This is a genomic window from Streptococcus sp. SK140 (assembly GCF_000259525.1).
GTDB lineage: Bacteria > Bacillota > Bacilli > Lactobacillales > Streptococcaceae > Streptococcus.
On the sequence record NZ_AJML01000039.1, the window covers coordinates 54,523 to 75,043 of the forward strand.

Consider the following 20,521-nt stretch of genomic DNA (forward strand, 5'->3'; position numbering starts at 1 on the left):
GCCCTAATAAAACCTAACAAATCAAAATGCACTCATCTTTACTTCCCTTTTTTCTGATACATTCTCATGATAGCTAGGAGGATAAAGGCTAGCCAGCTTGCTAAAACTAGAAGAGTGAGGCCTGTATGTAAGATTTCAGGTGTCCTCTCTATTCGGCTGATGAGACGGACTAAGGAAACCACTGCCATCTGAATGAGGAGCAAGGATTCTGCCCTAACCAATGATGTCTGCTGATTTTCAACTGCATGTAGAAAGGCTGGTAGCAAGACACAGGTTGCAACAATTATAATCAGATTAGCTCCTGTACCTTCTCCTTCGTTGACTAGAGAAAACATGAGAAGATTGGATAGGATGATCAGTACAGAACACGCTATAAAATAAGATTTCTGGTTCATTTAATTTTCCTCGAATATTATAAAAAGTCAGGCTGGATAAGGATAAATAGTTGCAATGTTTTTCAACCTAAAATGCCAAGATTCTCTTGTTCACACATTTTCTAATCAGAACTTGACAGCAAATGAACCGCCAAAACCTGACGAAAGACTTGATCTTGACAGGTGGTATTGAGACTGGCATTGGGATAACTTTCCACAATCTTCATGACGGTATAAAGACCAACACCTCGATCCTCCCCTTTAGAACTAACTCCAAAAGAGAAGATTTCAGAAACATCTATACCCTCTTCTTTGATAGAGTTTTCAATGATGAAGGTTTCCTGTGCTCCATTTTTTATAAAGGCGATTGAGACATGAGGTTGACTGGCCTCTGCACTAGCTTCAATGGCATTGTCACAAAGGATAGACACAATAGTCAGAAAATCAAGCAGACTCATACTCTCGACTTGAATCTCCTCAGGAACTTCGACATTAAAGACAATATCCCTTTCTCTGGCTTTTAGAAATTTGCCTGCTAGGAGACTTTTGAGGGCACGATCCCGAACATTCACCAAACGGCCCAGGTCATATTTATTATCCTGCAATTTCTGGCTGGAGTCCTTCAAGACGGAGTCGTAGACTTCTTTTATCTGTTCCATATCCTCCTCTTCAATGCCCAGACGTAAGCTGGTCAAGAGGTTGGCATAATCATGACGAAAGCTCCGAACTTCCTTATAAAGCTCCTCTATATGCCGACTATAGCGTTCCATATCTCTATAGCGCAAGTCCTGTTCTTGGTTCAGTCTCTCATGGAGTTTGTCCTTCAAATAAGTATCCAGCTTCTTGATAATCCCCATAAAAAAGAGTAGGTAAAACACTAGGATTAGATGGCGAACAGTCGTTGATTGAATACCTTGTTCATATTCAAGGTAAGATAGACTTTGCATCACTAGATAATAAGCCCCCATTACCCAGTTAATCTTAGTCAGGGACTTTTGAAAATCTTTATCGAGAATCTCCTTTCTCAAGTTTGCGAAATCATAGTCCAACCATTTCAAAAAAACTAAAACTATGAAGCAAACGAAAAACATAATCAATAAAAAGGCAGGATTGCCATCTATATCTACTATTCCTTGCCCCAAAAATGGAAACACAAAATAGGAAACGCCTCTATAAAAGAGATTCACTAATATCATTGGAAAGAGACCATAAAAGAGAAGGAGTTTTTTAGGAAGTCCTCTTAACAATAAGAAAGATAAGCCGATGCCGTACAAGGGTTCCATAAAATAAAATAGGTAACTATCTCCTACCATATAATCAATCATTAAAAAAACAAAGGCCAACAGTATCTTAAAAAGAAAGGCCTTAAAAATCCTCTCAAAAGTGATACCAATTCCATCCACCTTAAAGAAAATGACAATTTCTAGCCCATGAGTAACAAGTGTATACAATAATATCCAAGCAATATTCATAAACTCTCCTAGCTCAGTGTAAGTTATTGATAGCCTCAGACACTTCCCTGACCTTATAACGCGCGATTAGACAGCTTCCGCCATTGGGAAAGAAAAGGAGTTTTTCTTTCTTATCCAAACGAACTACATTAGTTGGATTAACTAGAAAAGAGCGATGGCACTGCAAGAGACGGGGTTCCTGCTTGAGAACCTCCTCTAAACTAGCCGTAAATTCTAACCTGTCTGTCTTGGTATAGAGAATAACACGATGGGGTCTTGGGGACGTTTCGAGATAGTAAACCTCTTTAAAGGGATACTGGAATTGGGCAAATTTTGATTTAAAATAAAAGCAATCTTCCGCTAGACTTTTACTGTCTTGACTATTGGCATAGAGAAGGGCTGTCTCGATACGAGATTCAAACTCCTCTGCCGAAAGGGCCTTATCAATGTAGTCCAAAGCTGACACTTGGTAGCGAAAGGACAGGGGCATAAACTCTGAGTGTGTCGTCACAAAGACGATTAGAGCATAAGGATCCCGATCCCGAATCTTTCTAGCCACTTCTAGTCCTTTCATCTCTTCATTTCGAATCTCAATGTCCAAAAAGAAAAGCTGATGCGCACCCTTCTCATGCACCTCTGCCAGCAGTTGGTCTGGCTTGCCAAAGACTTCAAAAGAACTGGGAATGATACTCTGTTTTTTCAAAAGTTTTTCAATCGTCATTTCAATTCTGGCTTGTTGGGAAAAATCATCTTCTAAAACAAATATTCTCATCTTCTTACTCTCCTTGTTTCAACCATTTTTGGCGAATTTCTCTATAACGACGCCTGGCATACTGAACAGCATATTGACCTTCTTCTCCAAGAAAGAGGGTCTTTGATTGGAGTTCCATGGATTTTACTCGTTCAAGGTTGACCAGACAATTTCGATGACATCTCGTTAAGCTTTCCCCATATTGTTTTTCAAGCTTGCTTAAATTTTGAAACAGATCAAAGCTAGCGTCTTCTGTAACAATCTGCACGGTATGAGCTTTCCTTGGATGCGTTTGGATGTAGTAGATATCCTTTATGTTTAATTTGAAAATTTATTTCTCTTTTTGGATGATGATATAGCTCATGGATAAAACCTCCTGAAGAGAGGATACCATAAGTCTAGAAATCATTTTTTGCCAAATCCTAAACGGTTCTTAAAAATTCCTAAAGAGTCGAAGTTTTTTCAAAATAACTATGATAACCTTACAACTATTTTATCATAAAATCCCACTATTACCATTCAGGAAATTTCAATGACAATTAAAGATTTGAAAGTAAAAAATGAGTAAAAAGTGATAGGTTAGGATTATAGAAAGACAAAGGCTTAAAACAACTTTAAAACCATCACAAAGGAGGAATTCTCATGACGGATACAAACCCAATCAAAACTGCTCAGACACTGATAACTGAGTTAAACAAAGCTTACCAAGTCTGCAAACAGGCAACAGCTGATGATATCCGCTTTCAGGAGCAACTGGACAATATCCTCCGCTTTCTCTCTAAAGCTGAGACAGTGGATAATCGATTCTTGATTGAGCTGGAAAAATTTTACCAAACTTCCAGTCTTCTCATGGGCCTCAGTGCTCTCAATCCAGACGCTCCTACTCGCGCCGCTTGGAGAGCCTATGACCGCTTCCACTTTGACCAAGTCAAGACCAAGTTGAGTCTCTACGGACCAACCATTATCCTGTAGTAACTAAAAAGAAGCTGAGACAGATTGAACTCAACTTCTTTTTTAGTATCATATAAGCAATGTTATACTCAATGAAAATCAAAGAGCAAACTAGGAATGCTCAAAGCACCGCTTTGAGGTTGCAGATGGATGCTGACCTAGTTTGAAGAGATTCTCGAAGAGTATTAGTCCTGCATCTGACGTTTCACCTGATAAGGGAGATACAAGATTTGCAAGACCAATCCAGCTCCAAGGAGGGCTAGAAGGGCTAGTTTTTCTTGGAGGGTAATCAACCCAACTACCAGTTGAACCAATAAAACAAAACCAGTCAATCCTCGGACAACTGCCTGTAATCCCCTTTCCTTTTGCCCCTTGTCTAGCGGAAAAAGTTGGGTCAAATATTGGTAGTCAAAGGCATGATAGAGGGCCAATAACTGAAAGAGCAAGAGATAGTTAAATAAAACTACCACTGCTGTCGCTATCCAAGACTGCTCGATAAAGATCAACGCCAGCAAAGATAGGAAGAGGAGGCGAAGACTGAGGGCAAAAAGATCTCCATTTCGCAGATAAGAACGAAGATAGAGGTTCTGCCAAATCTTGCTCGGCACCTTCTGAACTACTCTTAGGATAGCATCTAGATAAGCTCGTCTCTTGACACTGTTTGAAATTCCCTTGACTTGGGTAAAGAGGGCAAAGAAACGAAGTAAAAACTGCTTGCGTTTACTTTCTTGGGCAATCACATAGTCCCAGTCCAGATGATTTGCACTAAAAAACTTGCCTGCTTTTTTCTGAAACAGGAAATATTTCCCGACTCCCAAAAGAAGAACATAGACCCCAAAAACTCCTAAGCCTAAACCCATGGCTAAAAATAACGGAGCAAAAAAGAGCAAAAAGAGAGTCTGTACACTAACCCAAAAGATGAAGGAAACTAAACTTTGCTTCTGGATGTGTTCTCTCACTTCTTCTTCAGCTACTAAGAGAAAGAGCTTATCAGGCGCTTCCACATAGGTTGCTATTCCTCCCCAAAGTAAGAGTAAAACAGAGACAATCCCAATTAAACCTAGGATTGGTAAATGATTCTCAGGAAAATGCTGGAGCAGCTGACTATACTGATAGGCTAGAAAACCTACTAAGACCAGTAAAAACAAGACAAAGTGATCATTGAGCACATATCGAAGATAACCGACACACTCTTTACGAAAAGCCTGCTTTCGCTTTAGAAACAAGTCTTTCATCGGTCCTCCTCTTTGGTCAAAGCCAAATAGATATCATTGAGACTTGCTTCTGGCATGGCAAAAGCTTGTCTCAGCTCTTCAAGATCCCCTTTAGCTCTGACTTGACCTTTGTGGAGAATGACAAAAGAGTCACACATTTTTTCAGCAGAGTCAAGAACGTGGGTACTCATGAGGATAGACTTCCCTTTTTTCTTTTCAAGATCCAAAAGCTGAATCAAGTCCGAAATTGCCAAGGGATCAAGACCAAGGAAAGGTTCATCGACGATAAAGAGACTCGGATCCACAACAAAGGCACAGATAATCATGACCTTCTGTTTCATCCCTTTTGAAAAATGAACAGGGAACCAATCTAATTTCTGATCCAAACGGAACATCTTTAAAAGAGGTTCTACACGTTCAAAAGCTAGGTTTTGCTCAACACCATAGGCCATGGCAACCGTCTCGATATGTTCTCTGAGAGTTAATTCTTCGTACAAACTAGGAGTTTCAGGAATGTAACCAATCTGTTGACGATATTCACGAGGATTGGCACCTAAGGTTAGCCCGTCAATGTTTATTTCTCCACTATAAGGTGTCAAAAGTCCAATAATTTCATTGATGGTCGTTGATTTTCCTGCACCATTGAGACCAATCAAACCGACCAACTGTCCACTCTCGACTGTAAAGGACACATCTTTCAAGACAGGGACATGAACATAGCCACCTGTCAGGTTTTTAATTTCTAACATATTTTCTCCAAATCTGGTATAATGTAGCTATATTATATCAAAATTCAATACAGTAGAGGTAGATTTTATGTCAGATTGCATTTTTTGTAAAATTATCGCAGGAGAGATTCCCGCATCAAAGGTTTACGAAGATGATCAAGTTCTTGCCTTCCTTGATATCTCACAAGTAACACCTGGTCACACCTTGGTCGTACCAAAAGAACACTATCGCAATCTTTTAGAAATGGATGCTACTAGTGCTAGCCAACTTTTCGCCCAAGTACCAAAGATTGCTCAAAAAGTCATGAAAGCTACCAAAGCTGAAGGTATGAATATCATCGCCAACTGCGAAGAAGTTGCCGGACAAACCGTTTTCCATACCCATGTCCACCTGGTTCCTCGCTATAGTGCAGATGACGACCTCAAGATTGACTTTATCGCACATGAACCAGACTTCGACAAACTTGCCCAAGTCGCTGAAACGATCAAAAATGCTTAAGGAGTCACTATGAAACTATCAAACTTACTACTTTTTGCAGGTTCTGCAGTCGGTTCATACCTCCTCGTTAAGAACCGCCAAGCTATCACTGAAGAGGTTCTAGATACAACTGATCGTATTGAAGCCATTAAGGATGACTTGGATATCATCCAAGATAGCCTGCAAATTATCGACCAACAAAAAGAACTCATCAAGGAATATCAAAAAGATTTGACCTATAAGTTTAAAGTCTTGGAAAAAGACGTCCAAACAAGACTTGCTGTACTAAAAGAATTGCAGGAAACTGAAGAAAACTAAGGGAAACTCCAATTTTCCTTATTTCCCCTTTAAATCCATTTTGGGTTAGCAAATTCTAACAGACCAGGGAGGGCATGAAAATGAAACAGTTTTTTAAAGTTCTGACGCGTATCATCCTGATCATTTGTGGTGGCCTCTGCCTTCTTGCAGCCCTGGCATTTCTAATACTGACCAATCTGTTCAAGGCCTCACCGAGTGACATCAAAAAAGGAAATGAAGCCTTAAAACAAATCTTCATCTCCCTTGACCTGCCTCCTGAGAAAGTAGAATCAAATGGAAAGTATCAATTCGAAGGCGGGGGGTTGGATTTTTATGTGACATTCTCTGATGATGTTGTCAATAGCCACCCAGTCCTAAAAGAAAGTCCAAACCTGACTAAAAACCGACTCAAAGTCTATGTCTTAAACACAGGAGATATTTCCTACTATTCAGTAGAAGACAACTTATTCAATCATGGTTTATTCCAATTTTTAGAGGAGGAAAGCAGGAAGTATTTCCAAGAAATCGGAAAGAAATCAAATCCTTCTTACTTTATTCTCTCTTGGAGGGATCCAGAAAGCATGAAAAAAGGGATCGCATTTTATGAAAAAGCTTTGACCTTGGTGGATATTCAGGATAATTCGGCGATTAATCACATTGATACCGTCGCCCTTAAACCTGGAAAAGAAGCGGAATTCAGGCAACTCATTCAGGACATGGATGCAGCTGGCTTGCTCACTCAAAGATCTGAATAGCAGACCAGTTGGATAATGATTTCTTCGATGACAAAACACTAAAAAGAGCCCTCGGGCTCTTTTTACTTTATGCTTTATTCTCCTTCAAAGGCATCCTTAATATGGTCAAAGAAGCCTTTTTTCTTTGGATTTACTTTCAAATCACCTGCAGCTGCGAATTCTTTCAAGGCTGCTTTTTGTCGTTCGTTCAAGCCTGTTGGAGTCACGACATTGACAGTAACATATTGGTCACCAAGAGCACCACCACGAAGGCTAGGCGCACCTTTACCACGTAGACGGAATCGTTTACCAGTCTGAGTTCCTTCCGGAATGACTAATTCTACATCACCATGAACTGTAGGGATGTCTACTGTATCACCAAGTGCCGCTTGAACAAAATTGAGGTTCAAATTGTAGAAGATAGTGGTTCCTTCACGTTCAAACTTATCACTAGCTTCAACTGAAACCACCACGTACAAGTCACCATATGGTCCACCGTTAAATCCTGCTTCACCTTGACCAGCTAGGCGGATCTGTTGACCTGTTTCCACACCAGCAGGGATTTTTACGTGTACGCTATGGGCTTGTTTTTCATGACCAGTTCCATGACAGGTTGTACATGGATCTTTGATTTCTTGACCACGGCCATGACAGACATCACAGGTTACTTGGCGACGCATCATACCGAGAGGTGTTTGGGTATCAACATTGATCACACCTGAACCATGACAGCGTCCACAAGTAACTGGACTTGTTCCAGGTTTAGCACCAGACCCATTACAAGTACGACAGCTTGCTTCACGATTGTATTTGACTTCCTTTTCTGTACCAAAAATAGCTTCTTCAAAAGTCAAATGAACGCGATACTGGAGGTCGTCACCTTGACGAGGGGCGTTTGGATTACGTGATGCACCGCCACCACCAAAGAAGCTTGAGAAGATATCTTCAAATCCGCCAAAGCCACCTGCTCCGTCGAAGCCTCCGAAACCGCCAGCACCACCAAAACCACCATTGGCACCAGCAGCACCATATTGGTCATAGGCAGCACGTTTCTGTTCATCGCTCAAAGTTTCATAAGCTTCTTGAACTTCCTTGTACTTGTCCTCAGCTCCAGGATCCTTGTTAATATCTGGATGATATTTTTTAGATAATTTCCGATAGGCTCTCTTGATCTCATCTTGAGATGCATTTTTCGAAACGCCCAAACGGTCATAAAATTCAGTATTGTTCATAATTCAAGATACAAAGGGCGTCAAACGGACACAGCCAAAATAGGAGTTTTGACGACGGACGCTTGCGTCCTAGAAAAAACTATCTTTTTGGCACAGTCCGTAGCCCGTGTTCAGTTGCGAACACTCTTTGTTCCTTTCTATTGATGTTGTGAATCAAACCACGAATTCAGTCGGGTTCAATTCCTTTCTTTTATATTGAGTAAGAAACTTCAGAGCTCGGCTACAATTCCCCGAACGCTCTTTGTTCCTTTCTATAATTTATAAGTAAATCTTTAGAGGCTGTTTTCTATACTCTGCTTCACTTGATCAAACTCTTGGTCCGATAGAGTAAATATCAAATCCTCTTCAGCATACTCGTTCTGTTCTTTAAAATAGTTGTCAGTATTTTCTGCCAACCCTAGACTAAGAATTACTTTTCTTGCAAACTCTTGGTGCGCAAAGCCTATAGCCGTAATGATTTGTTTATCTTGCACAACCAGTTTGGGTTGGAAATTCTCACGTGGAAGAAATTCAAAATAGTCAAAGAAGTTTTGCCAGATGCCACCTGTAAATTTCGTATCTTGCAATAAACCCGCTTTCGCCAATAAAAGAGGCGCTGAAGAAATGGCGGCAATTAGGATATCTTGCTCACCAAGGTTCCTCAAGAACGAAATCAATTTCTCATCGCGTAGAGCAGGACCTATGTTTACCATTCCTGGCAAAATGATACAAGAATAATCTTCTATACGAATCTGATCTAGTGTTTTCGTTGGTTGACAGGGCAAACCATCCTCAGAGACCACTATCGAATGATCTGAAGCGACATAATCAATCGTGACGTCAAAAGACAGAGCTAAAGTACTTGTTAAAGCGGTTATCTCATAGAGAGAAAAATTAGGATAAATGATACAAAGTACTTTTTTCATACGCAACATCCTCTATTTTACCGAAAAACAGAGGCTGGGTTGCAACCTCTGGATTTCTTCTTATCATTACGACGTTCAAAAACAAAGTCGATTATACTTTGTTTTTGAACTAGTAAGGCTGAATTGATTTTCGGATTAAAGGAATCCTAAAATCTCGGAACCTTTCTTTATTTCAAGAGGTTCCGCTAAAACAATCCACTGGATTGTTTTACTTCTCCGTAAACTCTCCGTCTACGACGTCATCGCCTGCGTTTCCTGTTGCTTGTGCGCCTTCTGCTCCTGCTTGAGCTTGTTGCGCTGCTGCAGCTTGTTCGTAGAGTTTAACGGCAAGTCCTTGAGCTTTTTCGTTCAATGCTTCAAGTTTTGCTTTCATTTCGTCCAAGTTGTTATCTTCTTGGGCTTTCTTAAGATCATCAAGGGCAGCTTGTGCAGCATCACGTTCTGCATCGAAGCCTTTACCTTCAGTTTCTTTGATTGTCTTTTCAGTCGCAAAGATTGCTTGGTCTACTTCGTTACGAAGGTCAACTTCTTCTTTACGTTTCTTATCTGCTTCAGCGTTAGCTTCTGCATCTTTCATCATGCGATCGATTTCTTCGTCTGTCAAACCTGAGTTAGATTGGATAACGATTGTTTGTTCTTTTTGAGTTCCAAGGTCTTTGGCCTTAACAGATACGATACCGTTCTTATCGATGTCAAATGTTACTTCGATTTGTGGGATACCACGAGGTGCAGCTGGAATATCTGTCAATTGGAAACGTCCAAGAGTCTTGTTATCTGCCGCCATTGGGCGTTCACCTTGAAGAACGTGGATATCAACGGCTGGTTGGTTGTCTGCTGCAGTTGAGAAGACTTGTGATTTAGATGTTGGAATGGTTGTGTTGCGGTCGATCAATTTTGTGAAGACTCCACCCATTGTTTCAATACCAAGTGACAATGGTGTTACGTCAAGAAGGACAACATCTTTAACATCACCAGTGATGACACCACCTTGGATAGCAGCACCCATGGCAACAACTTCATCAGGGTTCACTGATTTGTTTGGTTCTTTACCAGTTTCAGCTTTAACAGCTTCTACAACGGCAGGGATACGAGTTGAACCACCGACAAGAATCACTTCGTCGATATCTGACAAGCTCAAACCTGCATCTGAAAGGGCTTGACGAACTGGAACTTTTGTACGTTCTACGAGGTCACGAGTCAAATCGTCGAATTTAGCACGAGTCAAAGTCATTTCCAAGTGAAGAGGTCCAGCTTCACCAGCAGTGATAAATGGCAAGCTAATTTGAGTTGAAGTCACTCCAGAAAGGTCTTTCTTAGCTTTTTCAGCTGCGTCTTTCAAACGTTGAAGAGCCATCTTGTCAGCTGACAAGTCGATGCCGTTTTCTTTCTTGAATTCTGCTACCAAGTGGTCGATAATTTTTTGGTCAAAGTCGTCACCACCGAGTTTGTTATCCCCTGCAGTTGCCAATACGTCAAAGACACCATCACCCAATTCAAGGATAGATACGTCGAATGTACCACCACCAAGGTCGAATACCAAGATTTTTTCTTCTTTGTCTGTCTTGTCCAAACCGTAAGCAAGAGCTGCTGCAGTTGGTTCGTTGACGATACGTTCTACTTCAAGACCAGCGATTTTACCAGCGTCTTTTGTTGCTTGACGTTGAGCATCATTGAAGTAAGCTGGAACTGTGATAACTGCTTTCGTTACTTTTTCACCAAGGTATTCTTCAGCGTAACCTTTCAAGTATTGAAGGATCATAGCTGAGATTTCTTGTGGAGTGTATTCTTTACCGTTAGCAGAAACTTTTTCAGAAGTACCCATCTTAGATTTGATAGAGATCACTGTATCTGGGTTTGTTACTGCTTGACGTTTTGCAGCGTCACCAACGATGATTTCACCATTTTTGAATGACACTACAGATGGAGTTGTGCGGTTACCTTCTGGGTTTGCGATGATTTTGCTTTCTGTTCCTTCAAGAACTGCTACTGCTGAGTTTGTTGTACCTAAGTCAATACCGATAATTTTAGACATGTGTTTTTCTCCTTGTTATTTATTCTCTTTTTTCTTTTTGATACTCTTCTTAAGTGGCGACGCCGTCAGAGCTTGACTTCGTCAATCTCTTTGACTAAACTTTGAGCCTAAAGTCTCAAAGTTTGCGAAAATACCGCCACGACGAAGAGTATCGCCCTTGGTTCGCTTCGCTCACTATTGGTAAAGACGAACCATTTCTTATCTTTCTTTCATAGTTTATTGTCGTTTCGGACAAGGTTTCTATTATGTTACGACACGAGGAGTCGAAATCGATATTATTTCGACGACGAGTTTTAGTAAGGAGGCTAGGCAAACGCCATAGCGATTGCCGTTTTCTGACGATTTGCTTTAGCTACCGTCAGAATTGCCTAGTTATAAACCACCACCATAGCCGGTCTTAGGATGCGGTCATGGAGTTTGTAGCCTTTTTGGAAGACTTGTGCGATGGTATCTGCTGGATGTTCGTCATCTGCTGGAACTGTTTGAATAGCCATGTGATAGTTATGGTCAAATTCACCATCTGCTGGAATTTCTTCAATCCCTTCTTCTTTCAGAGCATGTACCAAACTTTCTTGGACCATTTCCAAGCCCTTCTTCACATCATCTGTCAAGCCTTCGACGGCAAGGGCACGTTCAAGGTTATCCAGTGATGGCAAGATTGCTTTCGCCAAATCTTGGCTACGATAGCGTTGCAAGAGTTGACGTTCTTCATTGGCACGGCGCTGAATATTTTGCATTTCTGCATGAGCACGAAGATATTTGTTTTCAAATTCCTCGGCACGTTCATTAGCCAAATCCAATTCCGATTTCTCAGGAGTTGTTTCTTCAGTTGTTTCCACAACTTCCTCTTCTTTTACTTCTTCATTTTTAATATCTTGGGCCATTTTCGCCTCCTTTAATGATTTCAATCTTAATTCACTTCATAGTGGTTACTGCTGAGATAGCGGTAAAAATCCGTCAACTTCATAGTCAAAACTCGATTAACTACATTGAGTTGATTGACCAATTGTTGATAATCCAGATTGACCGGACCTATAATCGCAAGAATTCCAAATCCACGATAGGGAATCAGGAACTTACTGCTAATCACTGCTAAGTCAGCAAGACAAGATTCTTGACTATCCGCAACTCGGACACTTTGCATCTGGTCGCCAATCAGATTCTCTCGAATTTCCAAAGCTACCTTTTGTGGCTGATCAAAAAACTGATAGGCCGCTAAATTAGCGAAATTCAGAAGATTGACTTTACCAGAAACCACGATATTTTCATTGAACATCTCTTTGAAGATATGCTCAACGAGATCCATAACGTTATCCGTTGTTGTAAAGTAACGTTGGATAATCTGCGGAATCTCTGTCCGAATCTTGTAGTGAATATCCAAAACAGTCTGATCCAGGAAACGCTCTTGAATCATGGTCTTGAGGCGATTTAAATCCTCCTGCAAGAAATTTCTCGGAATCAAAAACTGACTGGTAACTGTTCTAGACTCATCAAGCGTAAAAACTGCCAGTGCTGTATGTTGTCCGAGGACAACAATATCAAAAGCTGTCAGCTTCTGCCTACTTGGTTCGACATCCAGTGCTACAACCGTACAACCACTCAAGTCTGCCAAGATTTTCGTTGCCTCTTGAAGAATATCCTCAAGCTTGAAGAATTCTTGATCAAAGGCTTTTACAATCTCATAAACTTGATTCTCAGCTAAACGGTCAAAGGATAGGGAGTGTTTGACATAGTATTGAAATCCAGCCACACTCGGCATCCGACCACTGGAAGTATGAGCCTTTTCAAGTAAACCTTGCTTTTCTAGAGCTGCCATATCATTTCGAATAGTAGCACTGCTAGAGTTGATAGACTCTTGCAAGGCTTTGGATCCAACAGGTTCGTGCGTTTTGGTAAAGATGTCAATAATCAGGTTTAAAATATTCTGCTGACGTTCTGTAACCATCTCGCTACTCCTCTCTGATAGATCGTTTTAGCACTCGATACATCCAAGTGCTAACTTATGATTCTATTATACACCCTTAGAAAAGAATGTCAAGACAAAAACTCAAAAAATTAGCACTCTTTTATCAAGAGTGCTAAAAATCGGTCTGAGGACCTAGAAACTAATGTCAATCAACCAGATATTTCCGTCTAAGTCTGTAAAAACTATAGATTAGATAAGAAATCATGAGAGCATATAGGGCAAAAATAACGAAAAAAGACTGAGAAAGACTTTCGCGAAACAGACTCATACATACAACAAGACCACCAGAGATAGAAACTGTAGATGTACGAAGTCCAGATTTCACACCATCCCATTTAAGACGATTGTCCATGAAAAATCGATCATTTAAATCTACATCACAAGTTGCTTTTCGAAAAACAGAATGAGAACAATTTTCCACAAATTCCCATCCTCTATCCTTAATACCTTGTAAATCTAGCTCATTTTTTCTAAGATAGCTAGTATTCCACACACGGTAAATTACATCATCAGGTTGGCATTGTTCAAAATAGAAAAAGCCAAAACGATTCGATTTAAATTTCCAACCTTTCAAATGCATCTCATGCAAATACTCTTCTACCTTATCCAAATCAAAAATGGTAAACATTCGAAATTGTACTTTGCTATTCATTGTCTAACCTCCAAATTAGAAAACATGCTTGATTTTATTTATCGGATAATTCTTTCCATTTTTGAAACAATCTCCAACAAATATAAGAAATCTGAATCGAAAAAACTATCAATAAAGTACAGTCTACGCTAACAATCAAAAACATTCCCCAACTGAAAGAACCTCTTCCACTGAGTAACTTTGAGAAAACCGGTAGTAGCGCTGAAAAGAGAAGCAAGACAGGAAGCATCCGCATTATTAAAATGCGCTTGACCATAGCTAACTTCCCGGCCGCATCATTATAAATTTCAAACTCGGCATCTGATTCAATTCGATAATAAGGTTTTCTAAAATAGGAAAAACCATTAAAGTCTGTAATATGCTCCCAACCACAATCTTTAAACAGTTGTAAATAGGAAGCTCTCTCTGACTTTTTCATAGGATAAAAATCCAACTGATAAACCACCTGCTCCGGTTGGCACCTTTCAAAAGTATACTTAACCGCAACCACTAAGTTAGAGTAACTCACTTCCTTAAGTTTCCAGCCCTGAGCATGCATTTCTCTGAGATAGATAGCCTCCCTCTCATAATCCGCAATGGTACAAATCCTATAAACAACTTTCTTTTCCATCAAAACTCCTCCTGACTGTTTCTGTAGAGTCGTTCAATACGTTTCAACTCAATCTCTAAAACTTTACGACCCAAGTCTGTTATCTGATAGATTTTTCGTTTTTCCTCTTCTCGGACAAAGGAAATCAAACCATCCTTTTCCATCTTTGATAGGGTTCCATACATGGTTCCAGGACTAATTGAAACCTGTGAATCTGTCATCTCTTTGACCTTTTGCGTAATACCATAGCCATGATTTTCCTTCTGCAGACAGAACAGAATATAAAAACCTGTTTCAGTCATGGGAAGGTATACCCGTCTAATCTTATCTGTTAATCCCATTTAACAAAACCTTCTATTCATTTCGATATATCGCACTTCGTTATATAAAATATATCACACCTCGATATAAAATGCAAGAAAAAAAAGATCGTCCTCACGGACAATCTTTTTGATTTATCATTAGTAAAGATCTAGGTAGTTATCAATTTCCCATTGTGAGACAAAGGTTGCATAGCTTGCCCACTCGATTCGTTTGGCTTCAAGGAAGCTAGTGTAAATGTGTTCACCTAGAGCTGCTTTAACCACTTCATCTTCGGTCATAGCTTTCAAAGCATTGTGAAGAGTTGATGGAAGGTCTGTAATGCCAGCTTCTTTACGCTCTTCAGCAGTCATAATGTAGATGTTTTCTTCGATTGGTGCTGGTGCTTCGATTTTGTTTTCAATACCGTTCAAACCAACTTCCAGAAGAACAGCCATAGCGATATATGGGTTTGCCATTGGGTCTACTGAGCGCAACTCCAAACGAGTTCCCATGCCACGAGAAGCAGGAACGCGCACCAACGGTGAACGGTTGCGACCTGCCCAAGCAATGTAAACAGGCGCTTCATACCCTGGAACCAAACGTTTGTATGAGTTAACGGTCGGGTTCATGATAGCTGTGTAGTTGTAGGCGTGCTTGATCAAACCACCAAGGAAGTAGTAAGCTGTTTCTGACAACTGCATGCCTTTTGGATCATTTGGATCAAAGAAGGCATTGTTTCCTTCCGCATCAAACAAGGACATATTGCAGTGCATCCCTGAACCAGCAATACCAAATTTTGGCTTAGCCATAAAGGTTGCATAGAGACCATGTTTACGCGCAATTGTTTTAACAACGAGTTTAAAGATTTGAATCTTATCACAAGCACGGAGGACTTCATCGTACTTAAAGTCAATCTCATGTTGACCTACGGCAACTTCGTGGTGACTTGCTTCTACTTCAAATCCCATCTTGGTCAAGACATTAACAATCTCACGACGAGTGTTGTCAGCAAGGTCTGTAGGCGCCAAATCAAAGTAACCACCCTTGTCATTTACCTCAAGAGTTGGATCTCCATTTTCATCAAGCTTAAATAGGAAGAATTCTGGCTCTGGTCCAAGGTTGAAAGATTTGAATCCAACTTCTTCCATGTGACGAAGAGCACGTTTGAGGTTTCCACGAGGATCTCCTGCAAATGGTTCCCCTTCTGTTGTATAGACATCACAGATCAATCCTGCGACACTACCGTTCTCATCTCCCCAAGGAAAGACTGTCCAAGTGTCCAAGTCAGGGTAGAGGTACATATCTGATTCGTTGATACGAACAAACCCTTCAATAGAAGATCCATCAAACATAGCCTTATTTGACAAGACCTTGTCTAGTTGTTCATCTGTAGCAGGAATTTCGACGTTTTTCATAGTTCCCAAAATATCTGAAAACATGAGACGGATAAAGGTTACATTTTTTTCCTTAACTTCACGACGAATATCTGCAGCTGTGATTGGCATGGTTTTTCTCCTTATATATGACGACTTGCGGTTGCCTAACCGCGACCAAAAGGTGATTGTTGAGAAGCGAAGCGACTTTGTTGGAGAACTTCATTCCGAAGGGCTCTTCGTACTTCAGTTTGACTCACTGGTTTCTTAGACTTCGCCTCACGTTCAGCATATTTTTTCTTGATGGCAGCAATGTTAAGACCTTCAGAGATATAATCTTTAATCTCAAGTAATCGATCCATGTCATTCAAAGAATACATACGACGATTGCCCTCGTTACGATCAGGCTTAATCAATTCCTGGTCTTCATAATAACGAATTTGGCGCGCCGAAAGATCGGTCAGTTTCATAACACTACCAATTGGAAAAACTGCCATATTGCGACGAAATTCTTTTTCCTTCATGTACACTTCCTTCTTTCTGTCTATTATAGTCTAAAAAAATTCAATCGTCAATCAATAATGTTATATCTTGTGACATTATTTTGTTTTTTTCAATAAAATACTCCGTAAACGATCAATATCGTAATTTACAAGAATTGCTACAAAAACACCCATAAATGTTTCAAAAACTCGAGCAAACACGTACAAAACTGTCTCACCGTTTGGAATTGATAAGGTAATAATCAACATAGCCGCAACTCCACCGATAACACCTGCTTTATTGTTCATAGCAACATTTGTCATAATGGTTAACATGGTGCAAATTGGAACAACAAGGAGGGTTACCCAGAAGGCGCCGTGAAAAAGATTATTTAAGAGAAAGAAAATCAGGGCATAAAAACCACCGATACTATTTCCGAGAATACGAGAAGTACCAAAATGAACACTCTTGTCAAAGTCTTCTCTTAAACTAAAAACTGCAGTCAAGGCTCCAATCTGAAGTCCTTTCCAACCAAAAAAACCAAAAATCATGAGAACTAAAAAAACAGCGATTCCTGTCTTGAAAGTTCGCATTCCTAACTTAAACTTGGATTTGTCAAATCTATACTTTTTAAAATAACTCATCATTTCAACTTTCTATTTCCATTTTACCATAAATTTACCTATTTTTGAGAAGGGGATGCAATAAACTGATGGAAATAGAAAAGAGAAGGAACTTAATCCTTCTCTCTTATAATCAATATTCTATTTTTAGAACAAATACATGAAAGCTAAAGTCAAGAGACTAGCGAGTAAGCCCACTCCCCAGAAGAAGAAGTCGACCTTCCACTCACTCCAAGCTTGGCCTTTTCCAGAAAAGCCCCCCAACTCAAAATGATGGTGAACTGGTGTCATACGGAAGATACGTTTTCCTCCAGTCAACTTAAAGTAGGTGACTTGCATCATAACAGATGTTGTTTCAAAGACATACACTAGACCAATCAAAAGCAGCGTCCATTCTTGGTGAAGTGCCATGGAAATAGCCGCCAACATCCCTCCAAGGGCTAGGCTACCCACATCTCCCATGAAAACTTTGGCAGGCTTGTGGTTAAAGACAAAGAAGCCAAGAAGACCACCAATCATAGCTACAATCACTAGTAAGATATCGAGCTGATTTTGCACATAGGCAATCACTCCATAGGCAGATAGACTAATCACCACAGAAATACTTGCCAAGCCATCGATTCCGTCAGTCAGGTTAACTGCGTTTGAAAAACCAACTAACCAGAAGAGGGCAAAGAGAATATACAGAACACCTAAATGCAAGGGATAACCAAATACATTTAAGATATCTCCTCCTCTTTCATAGAAGAAATAGAAGATAACTCCTCCGACCAACTGAAGCAAGAGCTTCTGTTTAGGATTAAGTCCTTCATTGATTTTGCGGAAAACCTTGAGGAAATCATCCAAGAAACCGACCAAACCATATAAGACCAAGATAAAGAGGATCATTCCGACATTATTGGTTAATTGATTAGTCACGAGAGCAAGGACCAGACTAACTAAAACTCCTGCTAGGAGAAAGACGAGTCCTCCCATTGTTGGTGTCCCAGCTTTTGCTTGGTGTTGTTTGACATCCTCATGCATCTGTTGACCGGTAATCTGTGCTTTATGGTAAAAACGGATAAAGGCTGGAATTCCTATGACTGTTAGAATAAAGGCAATCACTCCAGCAAAGATAGAAATAAGCATTCTAATCTCCTAATGTTATTTTTATTTTCTGTAAATCTTTTAAAGCTGTATTGGAACGAACACTTTGCTTTTTAACAGTTTCTCCTGTACCTTCAAACTCAACTTCAAGATTCAGCCATTTGGCAAAGGTTTCAACATTTTTCTTAGACCATCCATATAAGTCAGGCATCTCTTCTACCTTATCTGAAAGGAGTAAAATTTGCTGATTGGCATCTAGATTGGTTCCTTCTGCTACAGAACTTTCTTTGATTTTTGTTCCCGAACCGATAACAATTGGTTGTACAAGGTTACGACGGAGTTCTTCAGCTAAATCTCCAGGGCTAGAGTCCTTAATACTAGGCATGGCATAACTAGTTGTAGTTGTCACTTGGTCCAAATTCTTAGCCGTAGATTGAAGATTGAGCGTCTCTTTCATGGCTGAAGCTCGCTCCAAAATCGGGTTAGAAAACTCTCCTAGTTGTACTGAAGTAATATGTTCTGGTTGTTGAACTGTCACATAGAGGATAAAATCAGGATTTTCACTCGGATTCATCGATACTACTGAGTAGATATAGTTGGTGCCTCCCTTTAAGTATCCCCCTTTTTGTTCGTCAGCAATCTGGGCAGTTCCTGATTTTACAGAAACAGTCTGACCAGGTACAGTAACGATTGGTTTACCGGTAAGTTTATTGTACATTGTACCATAAACAGGATCTGTACCAACCAAAATCATATTTTCTCGAGTCAGACTAGCCGCTTCTTTTGATACAGGATTACCTACAATTTCTTTTTTGGACTTCCGCACGGTCTGATCATTAGGATCATAAAGGGCACTGATAAACTTAGGCTCTAGCATAACCCCATCATTAGCAATGGCTGTAAAAGCTCGGAGCATTTGGGTTTGGGTAACAGAAATCCCTTGACCAAAGGCACTCATGGCAATATTAACAACGTTATCTGCAGGTAGTTGTCCCGCATACTCATCAGGCATACCAAAACGGGTTGGAACTCCAAACTTAAATCGATTGAGGTATTCTAACCAAGTAGCATCCCCCATCTTTTGTTGGAGCAAAGTCATACCCACATTACTTGAGTGTGCAAAACCTTGCGAGTATGTCATTATACTCCCAGCTGATAAGCCATCATTAACATCCCAGTCCCTGATAGTCGCATCAGCTATCTTCAATTCACTACTATTAAAGTATTCGCCTCCAGAGAAGGTTTTATTGTCAATAGCCGCAGCTAGGGTCATGACCTTCATGGTCGAACCTGGCTCGTAGTTACTTTGATAGAGGATATTTCGCCAAACAAAATCATCTGTTAGACCTTCTTTTGTATTTGCATCAAAAGTCGGTCTTTGGGTTGTGGCAAGAATTTCCCCTGTCTTGGCACTAACCAAGGTCGCATTCATGTACTTGCCTTTAACTTTTTCTTGAAAGGCATCCATTTGACTTTCCATAAAGGACTGCAATGGACTGGATAAGGTCGTGTAGACATCTTTTCCATTTACCGTTTGTTGGGTAACTTGTTCCGTACCTGGAACAATATTACCTAAACGATCTTTTTCATAGGTAATAATGCCGTCTGTCCCTGCCAGCAAGCTATTTAAGGAGCTCTCGACACCAGATGTTCCAATGAGACTTTTTGTCCCATCTTCATTTTCATGTAACTGGGCTAAACCAATAAATGATGAAGCAAATTTCCCATTTGGATAACTTCGGTTGGGACTAGTGGTAAAGTTAACACCCTCGACCTTAGCAGTTTCCAAATCCTGTTTAATGGACATCATATTAGCGTAGGTAATCCCATTTCCTTTAGCACCAAAGGAAACCTGTTTGAGATTTGGTTGAGAGAGTTGATCCTTGACGTAGGTCTCCTCCATATCCAAGTACTTATGGAAAATTTCGGCTACCTTATTGTACTGAGATTCCTCAACATATAGAACATCTCCATTAGCTGATTTATAGTCCTTATCAATGACAGCATAAACATTATAGGAAGTTGCATCCTCAGCAATTGGCGTTCCATTACGATCATAAATGGTCCCCCTCTTAGCAGGAACTGTTAGAGTCGTTTGGTGAACCTTACTGGCTTCTTTGACCAGGTCAACACCAAACTTCTTCCCCATACCAATAATCACCGCAAAGTTAACCAAAAAAACAGCAAAGAGAAAGACGGCTAAGAGACTAAGGCTCTTCCCAACTCGTCTGCGGTTTTCAAGGGGAGATTTGCGATTCTTAATGGCAAAGTGTACTATTTTTTCTTTCCAGGTTTTCAT

The 20,521-nt window shown here is 40.2% G+C and carries 23 protein-coding genes; 4 read left to right on the forward strand and 19 right to left on the reverse strand.

Annotated features, from left to right (window positions below; genetic code table 11):
* Positions 1-38: 38 nt before the first annotated feature.
* From HMPREF1116_RS10205 to HMPREF1116_RS10220, 4 genes are all read right to left on the reverse strand, one after another.
* Positions 39-395, reverse strand: coding sequence for a hypothetical protein (locus HMPREF1116_RS10205; RefSeq protein ID WP_001072333.1), 357 nt, complete (start codon positions 393-395; stop codon positions 39-41).
* 101 nt (positions 396-496) lie between these two features.
* Entirely contained in the window at positions 497-1,846 is a 1,350-nt protein-coding gene (locus HMPREF1116_RS10210; protein WP_001017635.1) for a sensor histidine kinase, read from the reverse strand.
* A gap of 13 nt (positions 1,847-1,859) precedes the next feature.
* A complete protein-coding gene (locus HMPREF1116_RS10215) occupies positions 1,860-2,597 on the reverse strand; it encodes a response regulator transcription factor (protein ID WP_001219115.1) in 738 nt (245 codons plus the stop codon).
* 4 nt (positions 2,598-2,601) lie between these two features.
* Positions 2,602-2,907, reverse strand: a complete 306-nt coding sequence (locus HMPREF1116_RS10220; protein ID WP_231161349.1) for a LytTR family DNA-binding domain-containing protein — start codon at positions 2,905-2,907, stop codon at positions 2,602-2,604.
* A 311-nt stretch (positions 2,908-3,218) separates the two neighbouring features.
* Between HMPREF1116_RS10220 and HMPREF1116_RS10225 the strand changes: the two genes are divergently transcribed.
* Complete coding sequence (locus tag HMPREF1116_RS10225) at positions 3,219-3,548, forward strand: hypothetical protein (RefSeq protein ID WP_000132698.1); 330 nt, start codon at positions 3,219-3,221, stop codon at positions 3,546-3,548.
* 164 nt (positions 3,549-3,712) lie between these two features.
* Here HMPREF1116_RS10225 and HMPREF1116_RS10230 read toward each other — a convergent pair whose 3' ends face one another.
* Together HMPREF1116_RS10230 and HMPREF1116_RS10235 are read right to left on the reverse strand one after the other, a co-directional pair.
* On the reverse strand, positions 3,713-4,762 hold the full coding sequence (locus HMPREF1116_RS10230; RefSeq protein WP_000653797.1) for an ABC transporter permease: 1,050 nt from the start codon (positions 4,760-4,762) through the stop codon (positions 3,713-3,715).
* Complete coding sequence (locus HMPREF1116_RS10235) at positions 4,759-5,490, reverse strand: ABC transporter ATP-binding protein (protein WP_000889947.1); 732 nt, start codon at positions 5,488-5,490, stop codon at positions 4,759-4,761. Before HMPREF1116_RS10235 ends, HMPREF1116_RS10230 begins: the two co-directional genes overlap by 4 nt.
* Before the next feature lie 67 nt (positions 5,491-5,557).
* Here HMPREF1116_RS10235 and HMPREF1116_RS10240 point away from each other — a divergent pair, with 67 nt between their 5' ends.
* The 3 genes from HMPREF1116_RS10240 (at position 5,558) to HMPREF1116_RS10250 (ending at position 6,999) form a co-directional block, all read left to right on the forward strand.
* Positions 5,558-5,968: an HIT family protein gene (locus HMPREF1116_RS10240; protein WP_001278295.1), complete on the forward strand. Its 411-nt coding sequence runs from the start codon at positions 5,558-5,560 to the stop codon at positions 5,966-5,968.
* A gap of 9 nt (positions 5,969-5,977) precedes the next feature.
* Positions 5,978-6,265: a hypothetical protein gene (locus tag HMPREF1116_RS10245; RefSeq protein WP_000777763.1), complete on the forward strand. Its 288-nt coding sequence runs from the start codon at positions 5,978-5,980 to the stop codon at positions 6,263-6,265.
* Positions 6,266-6,345: 80 nt separating this feature from the next.
* The gene (locus HMPREF1116_RS10250) at positions 6,346-6,999 is read left to right on the forward strand and encodes a hypothetical protein (RefSeq protein WP_000808555.1); all 654 of its coding nucleotides are present in this window, start codon (positions 6,346-6,348) and stop codon (positions 6,997-6,999) included.
* Positions 7,000-7,073: 74 nt separating this feature from the next.
* Here the strand turns inward: HMPREF1116_RS10250 and dnaJ are convergent, their stop codons facing one another.
* The 13 genes from dnaJ to pbp2x all read right to left on the reverse strand — a co-directional run bounded on the left by dnaJ (position 7,074) and on the right by pbp2x (position 20,521).
* Positions 7,074-8,210 carry a molecular chaperone DnaJ gene (dnaJ, locus tag HMPREF1116_RS10255; RefSeq protein ID WP_001066325.1) on the reverse strand — a complete coding sequence of 379 codons (1,137 nt, stop codon included), beginning with the start codon at positions 8,208-8,210 and terminating at the stop codon, positions 7,074-7,076.
* A 272-nt stretch (positions 8,211-8,482) separates the two neighbouring features.
* A complete protein-coding gene (locus tag HMPREF1116_RS10260; protein WP_000756341.1) occupies positions 8,483-9,115 on the reverse strand; it encodes a DJ-1/PfpI family protein in 633 nt (210 codons plus the stop codon).
* A 208-nt stretch (positions 9,116-9,323) separates the two neighbouring features.
* A complete protein-coding gene (dnaK, locus tag HMPREF1116_RS10265; RefSeq protein ID WP_000034680.1) occupies positions 9,324-11,147 on the reverse strand; it encodes a molecular chaperone DnaK in 1,824 nt (607 codons plus the stop codon).
* Positions 11,148-11,515: 368 nt separating this feature from the next.
* Positions 11,516-12,031, reverse strand: a complete 516-nt coding sequence (gene grpE / locus HMPREF1116_RS10270; RefSeq protein ID WP_000046046.1) for a nucleotide exchange factor GrpE — start codon at positions 12,029-12,031, stop codon at positions 11,516-11,518.
* Between the two features lie 26 nt (positions 12,032-12,057).
* Positions 12,058-13,092: a heat-inducible transcriptional repressor HrcA gene (gene hrcA / locus HMPREF1116_RS10275; protein WP_000255788.1), complete on the reverse strand. Its 1,035-nt coding sequence runs from the start codon at positions 13,090-13,092 to the stop codon at positions 12,058-12,060.
* A gap of 166 nt (positions 13,093-13,258) precedes the next feature.
* Positions 13,259-13,765 carry a DUF2812 domain-containing protein gene (locus tag HMPREF1116_RS10280; protein WP_001086362.1) on the reverse strand — a complete coding sequence of 169 codons (507 nt, stop codon included), beginning with the start codon at positions 13,763-13,765 and terminating at the stop codon, positions 13,259-13,261.
* Positions 13,766-13,799: 34 nt separating this feature from the next.
* Entirely contained in the window at positions 13,800-14,375 is a 576-nt protein-coding gene (locus tag HMPREF1116_RS10285; RefSeq protein ID WP_000412844.1) for a DUF2812 domain-containing protein, read from the reverse strand.
* The gene (locus tag HMPREF1116_RS10290; RefSeq protein WP_000524678.1) at positions 14,375-14,695 is read right to left on the reverse strand and encodes a PadR family transcriptional regulator; all 321 of its coding nucleotides are present in this window, start codon (positions 14,693-14,695) and stop codon (positions 14,375-14,377) included. The genes HMPREF1116_RS10285 and HMPREF1116_RS10290 overlap by 1 nt, the downstream gene beginning before the upstream one ends.
* Positions 14,696-14,815: 120 nt before the next feature.
* Positions 14,816-16,162, reverse strand: a complete 1,347-nt coding sequence (glnA, locus tag HMPREF1116_RS10295; RefSeq protein ID WP_001122888.1) for a type I glutamate--ammonia ligase — start codon at positions 16,160-16,162, stop codon at positions 14,816-14,818.
* Positions 16,163-16,197: 35 nt separating this feature from the next.
* Positions 16,198-16,554, reverse strand: a complete 357-nt coding sequence (gene glnR, locus HMPREF1116_RS10300) for a transcriptional repressor GlnR (RefSeq protein ID WP_000659543.1) — start codon at positions 16,552-16,554, stop codon at positions 16,198-16,200.
* A 75-nt stretch (positions 16,555-16,629) separates the two neighbouring features.
* Positions 16,630-17,157 carry an FUSC family protein gene (locus tag HMPREF1116_RS10305; protein WP_025171302.1) on the reverse strand — a complete coding sequence of 176 codons (528 nt, stop codon included), beginning with the start codon at positions 17,155-17,157 and terminating at the stop codon, positions 16,630-16,632.
* Between the two features lie 126 nt (positions 17,158-17,283).
* The gene (mraY, locus tag HMPREF1116_RS10310) at positions 17,284-18,264 is read right to left on the reverse strand and encodes a phospho-N-acetylmuramoyl-pentapeptide-transferase (RefSeq protein WP_000908759.1); all 981 of its coding nucleotides are present in this window, start codon (positions 18,262-18,264) and stop codon (positions 17,284-17,286) included.
* A gap of 1 nt (position 18,265) precedes the next feature.
* The gene (gene pbp2x / locus HMPREF1116_RS10315) at positions 18,266-20,521 is read right to left on the reverse strand and encodes a penicillin-binding protein PBP2X (protein ID WP_000860454.1); all 2,256 of its coding nucleotides are present in this window, start codon (positions 20,519-20,521) and stop codon (positions 18,266-18,268) included.

Coding starts and splice junctions, on each gene's coding strand:
- HMPREF1116_RS10250 (WP_000808555.1), top strand. CDS start 6,346: ATGAAACAGTTTTTTAAAGTTCTGACGCGTATCATCCTGATCATTTGT.
- HMPREF1116_RS10290 (WP_000524678.1), bottom strand. CDS start 14,695: ATGGGATTAACAGATAAGATTAGACGGGTATACCTTCCCATGACTGAA.
- HMPREF1116_RS10280 (WP_001086362.1), bottom strand. CDS start 13,765: ATGAATAGCAAAGTACAATTTCGAATGTTTACCATTTTTGATTTGGAT.
- mraY (WP_000908759.1), bottom strand. CDS start 18,264: ATGCTTATTTCTATCTTTGCTGGAGTGATTGCCTTTATTCTAACAGTC.
- grpE (WP_000046046.1), bottom strand. CDS start 12,031: ATGGCCCAAGATATTAAAAATGAAGAAGTAAAAGAAGAGGAAGTTGTG.
- HMPREF1116_RS10245 (WP_000777763.1), top strand. CDS start 5,978: ATGAAACTATCAAACTTACTACTTTTTGCAGGTTCTGCAGTCGGTTCA.
- dnaJ (WP_001066325.1), bottom strand. CDS start 8,210: ATGAACAATACTGAATTTTATGACCGTTTGGGCGTTTCGAAAAATGCA.
- HMPREF1116_RS10210 (WP_001017635.1), bottom strand. CDS start 1,846: ATGAATATTGCTTGGATATTATTGTATACACTTGTTACTCATGGGCTA.
- HMPREF1116_RS10235 (WP_000889947.1), bottom strand. CDS start 5,490: ATGTTAGAAATTAAAAACCTGACAGGTGGCTATGTTCATGTCCCTGTC.
- HMPREF1116_RS10215 (WP_001219115.1), bottom strand. CDS start 2,597: ATGAGAATATTTGTTTTAGAAGATGATTTTTCCCAACAAGCCAGAATT.
- HMPREF1116_RS10240 (WP_001278295.1), top strand. CDS start 5,558: ATGTCAGATTGCATTTTTTGTAAAATTATCGCAGGAGAGATTCCCGCA.
- HMPREF1116_RS10205 (WP_001072333.1), bottom strand. CDS start 395: ATGAACCAGAAATCTTATTTTATAGCGTGTTCTGTACTGATCATCCTA.
- glnA (WP_001122888.1), bottom strand. CDS start 16,162: ATGCCAATCACAGCTGCAGATATTCGTCGTGAAGTTAAGGAAAAAAAT.
- HMPREF1116_RS10225 (WP_000132698.1), top strand. CDS start 3,219: ATGACGGATACAAACCCAATCAAAACTGCTCAGACACTGATAACTGAG.
- HMPREF1116_RS10285 (WP_000412844.1), bottom strand. CDS start 14,375: ATGGAAAAGAAAGTTGTTTATAGGATTTGTACCATTGCGGATTATGAG.
- pbp2x (WP_000860454.1), bottom strand. CDS start 20,521: ATGAAAACCTGGAAAGAAAAAATAGTACACTTTGCCATTAAGAATCGC.
- HMPREF1116_RS10230 (WP_000653797.1), bottom strand. CDS start 4,762: ATGAAAGACTTGTTTCTAAAGCGAAAGCAGGCTTTTCGTAAAGAGTGT.
- HMPREF1116_RS10305 (WP_025171302.1), bottom strand. CDS start 17,157: ATGAGTTATTTTAAAAAGTATAGATTTGACAAATCCAAGTTTAAGTTA.
- glnR (WP_000659543.1), bottom strand. CDS start 16,554: ATGAAGGAAAAAGAATTTCGTCGCAATATGGCAGTTTTTCCAATTGGT.
- hrcA (WP_000255788.1), bottom strand. CDS start 13,092: ATGGTTACAGAACGTCAGCAGAATATTTTAAACCTGATTATTGACATC.
- dnaK (WP_000034680.1), bottom strand. CDS start 11,147: ATGTCTAAAATTATCGGTATTGACTTAGGTACAACAAACTCAGCAGTA.
- HMPREF1116_RS10260 (WP_000756341.1), bottom strand. CDS start 9,115: ATGAAAAAAGTACTTTGTATCATTTATCCTAATTTTTCTCTCTATGAG.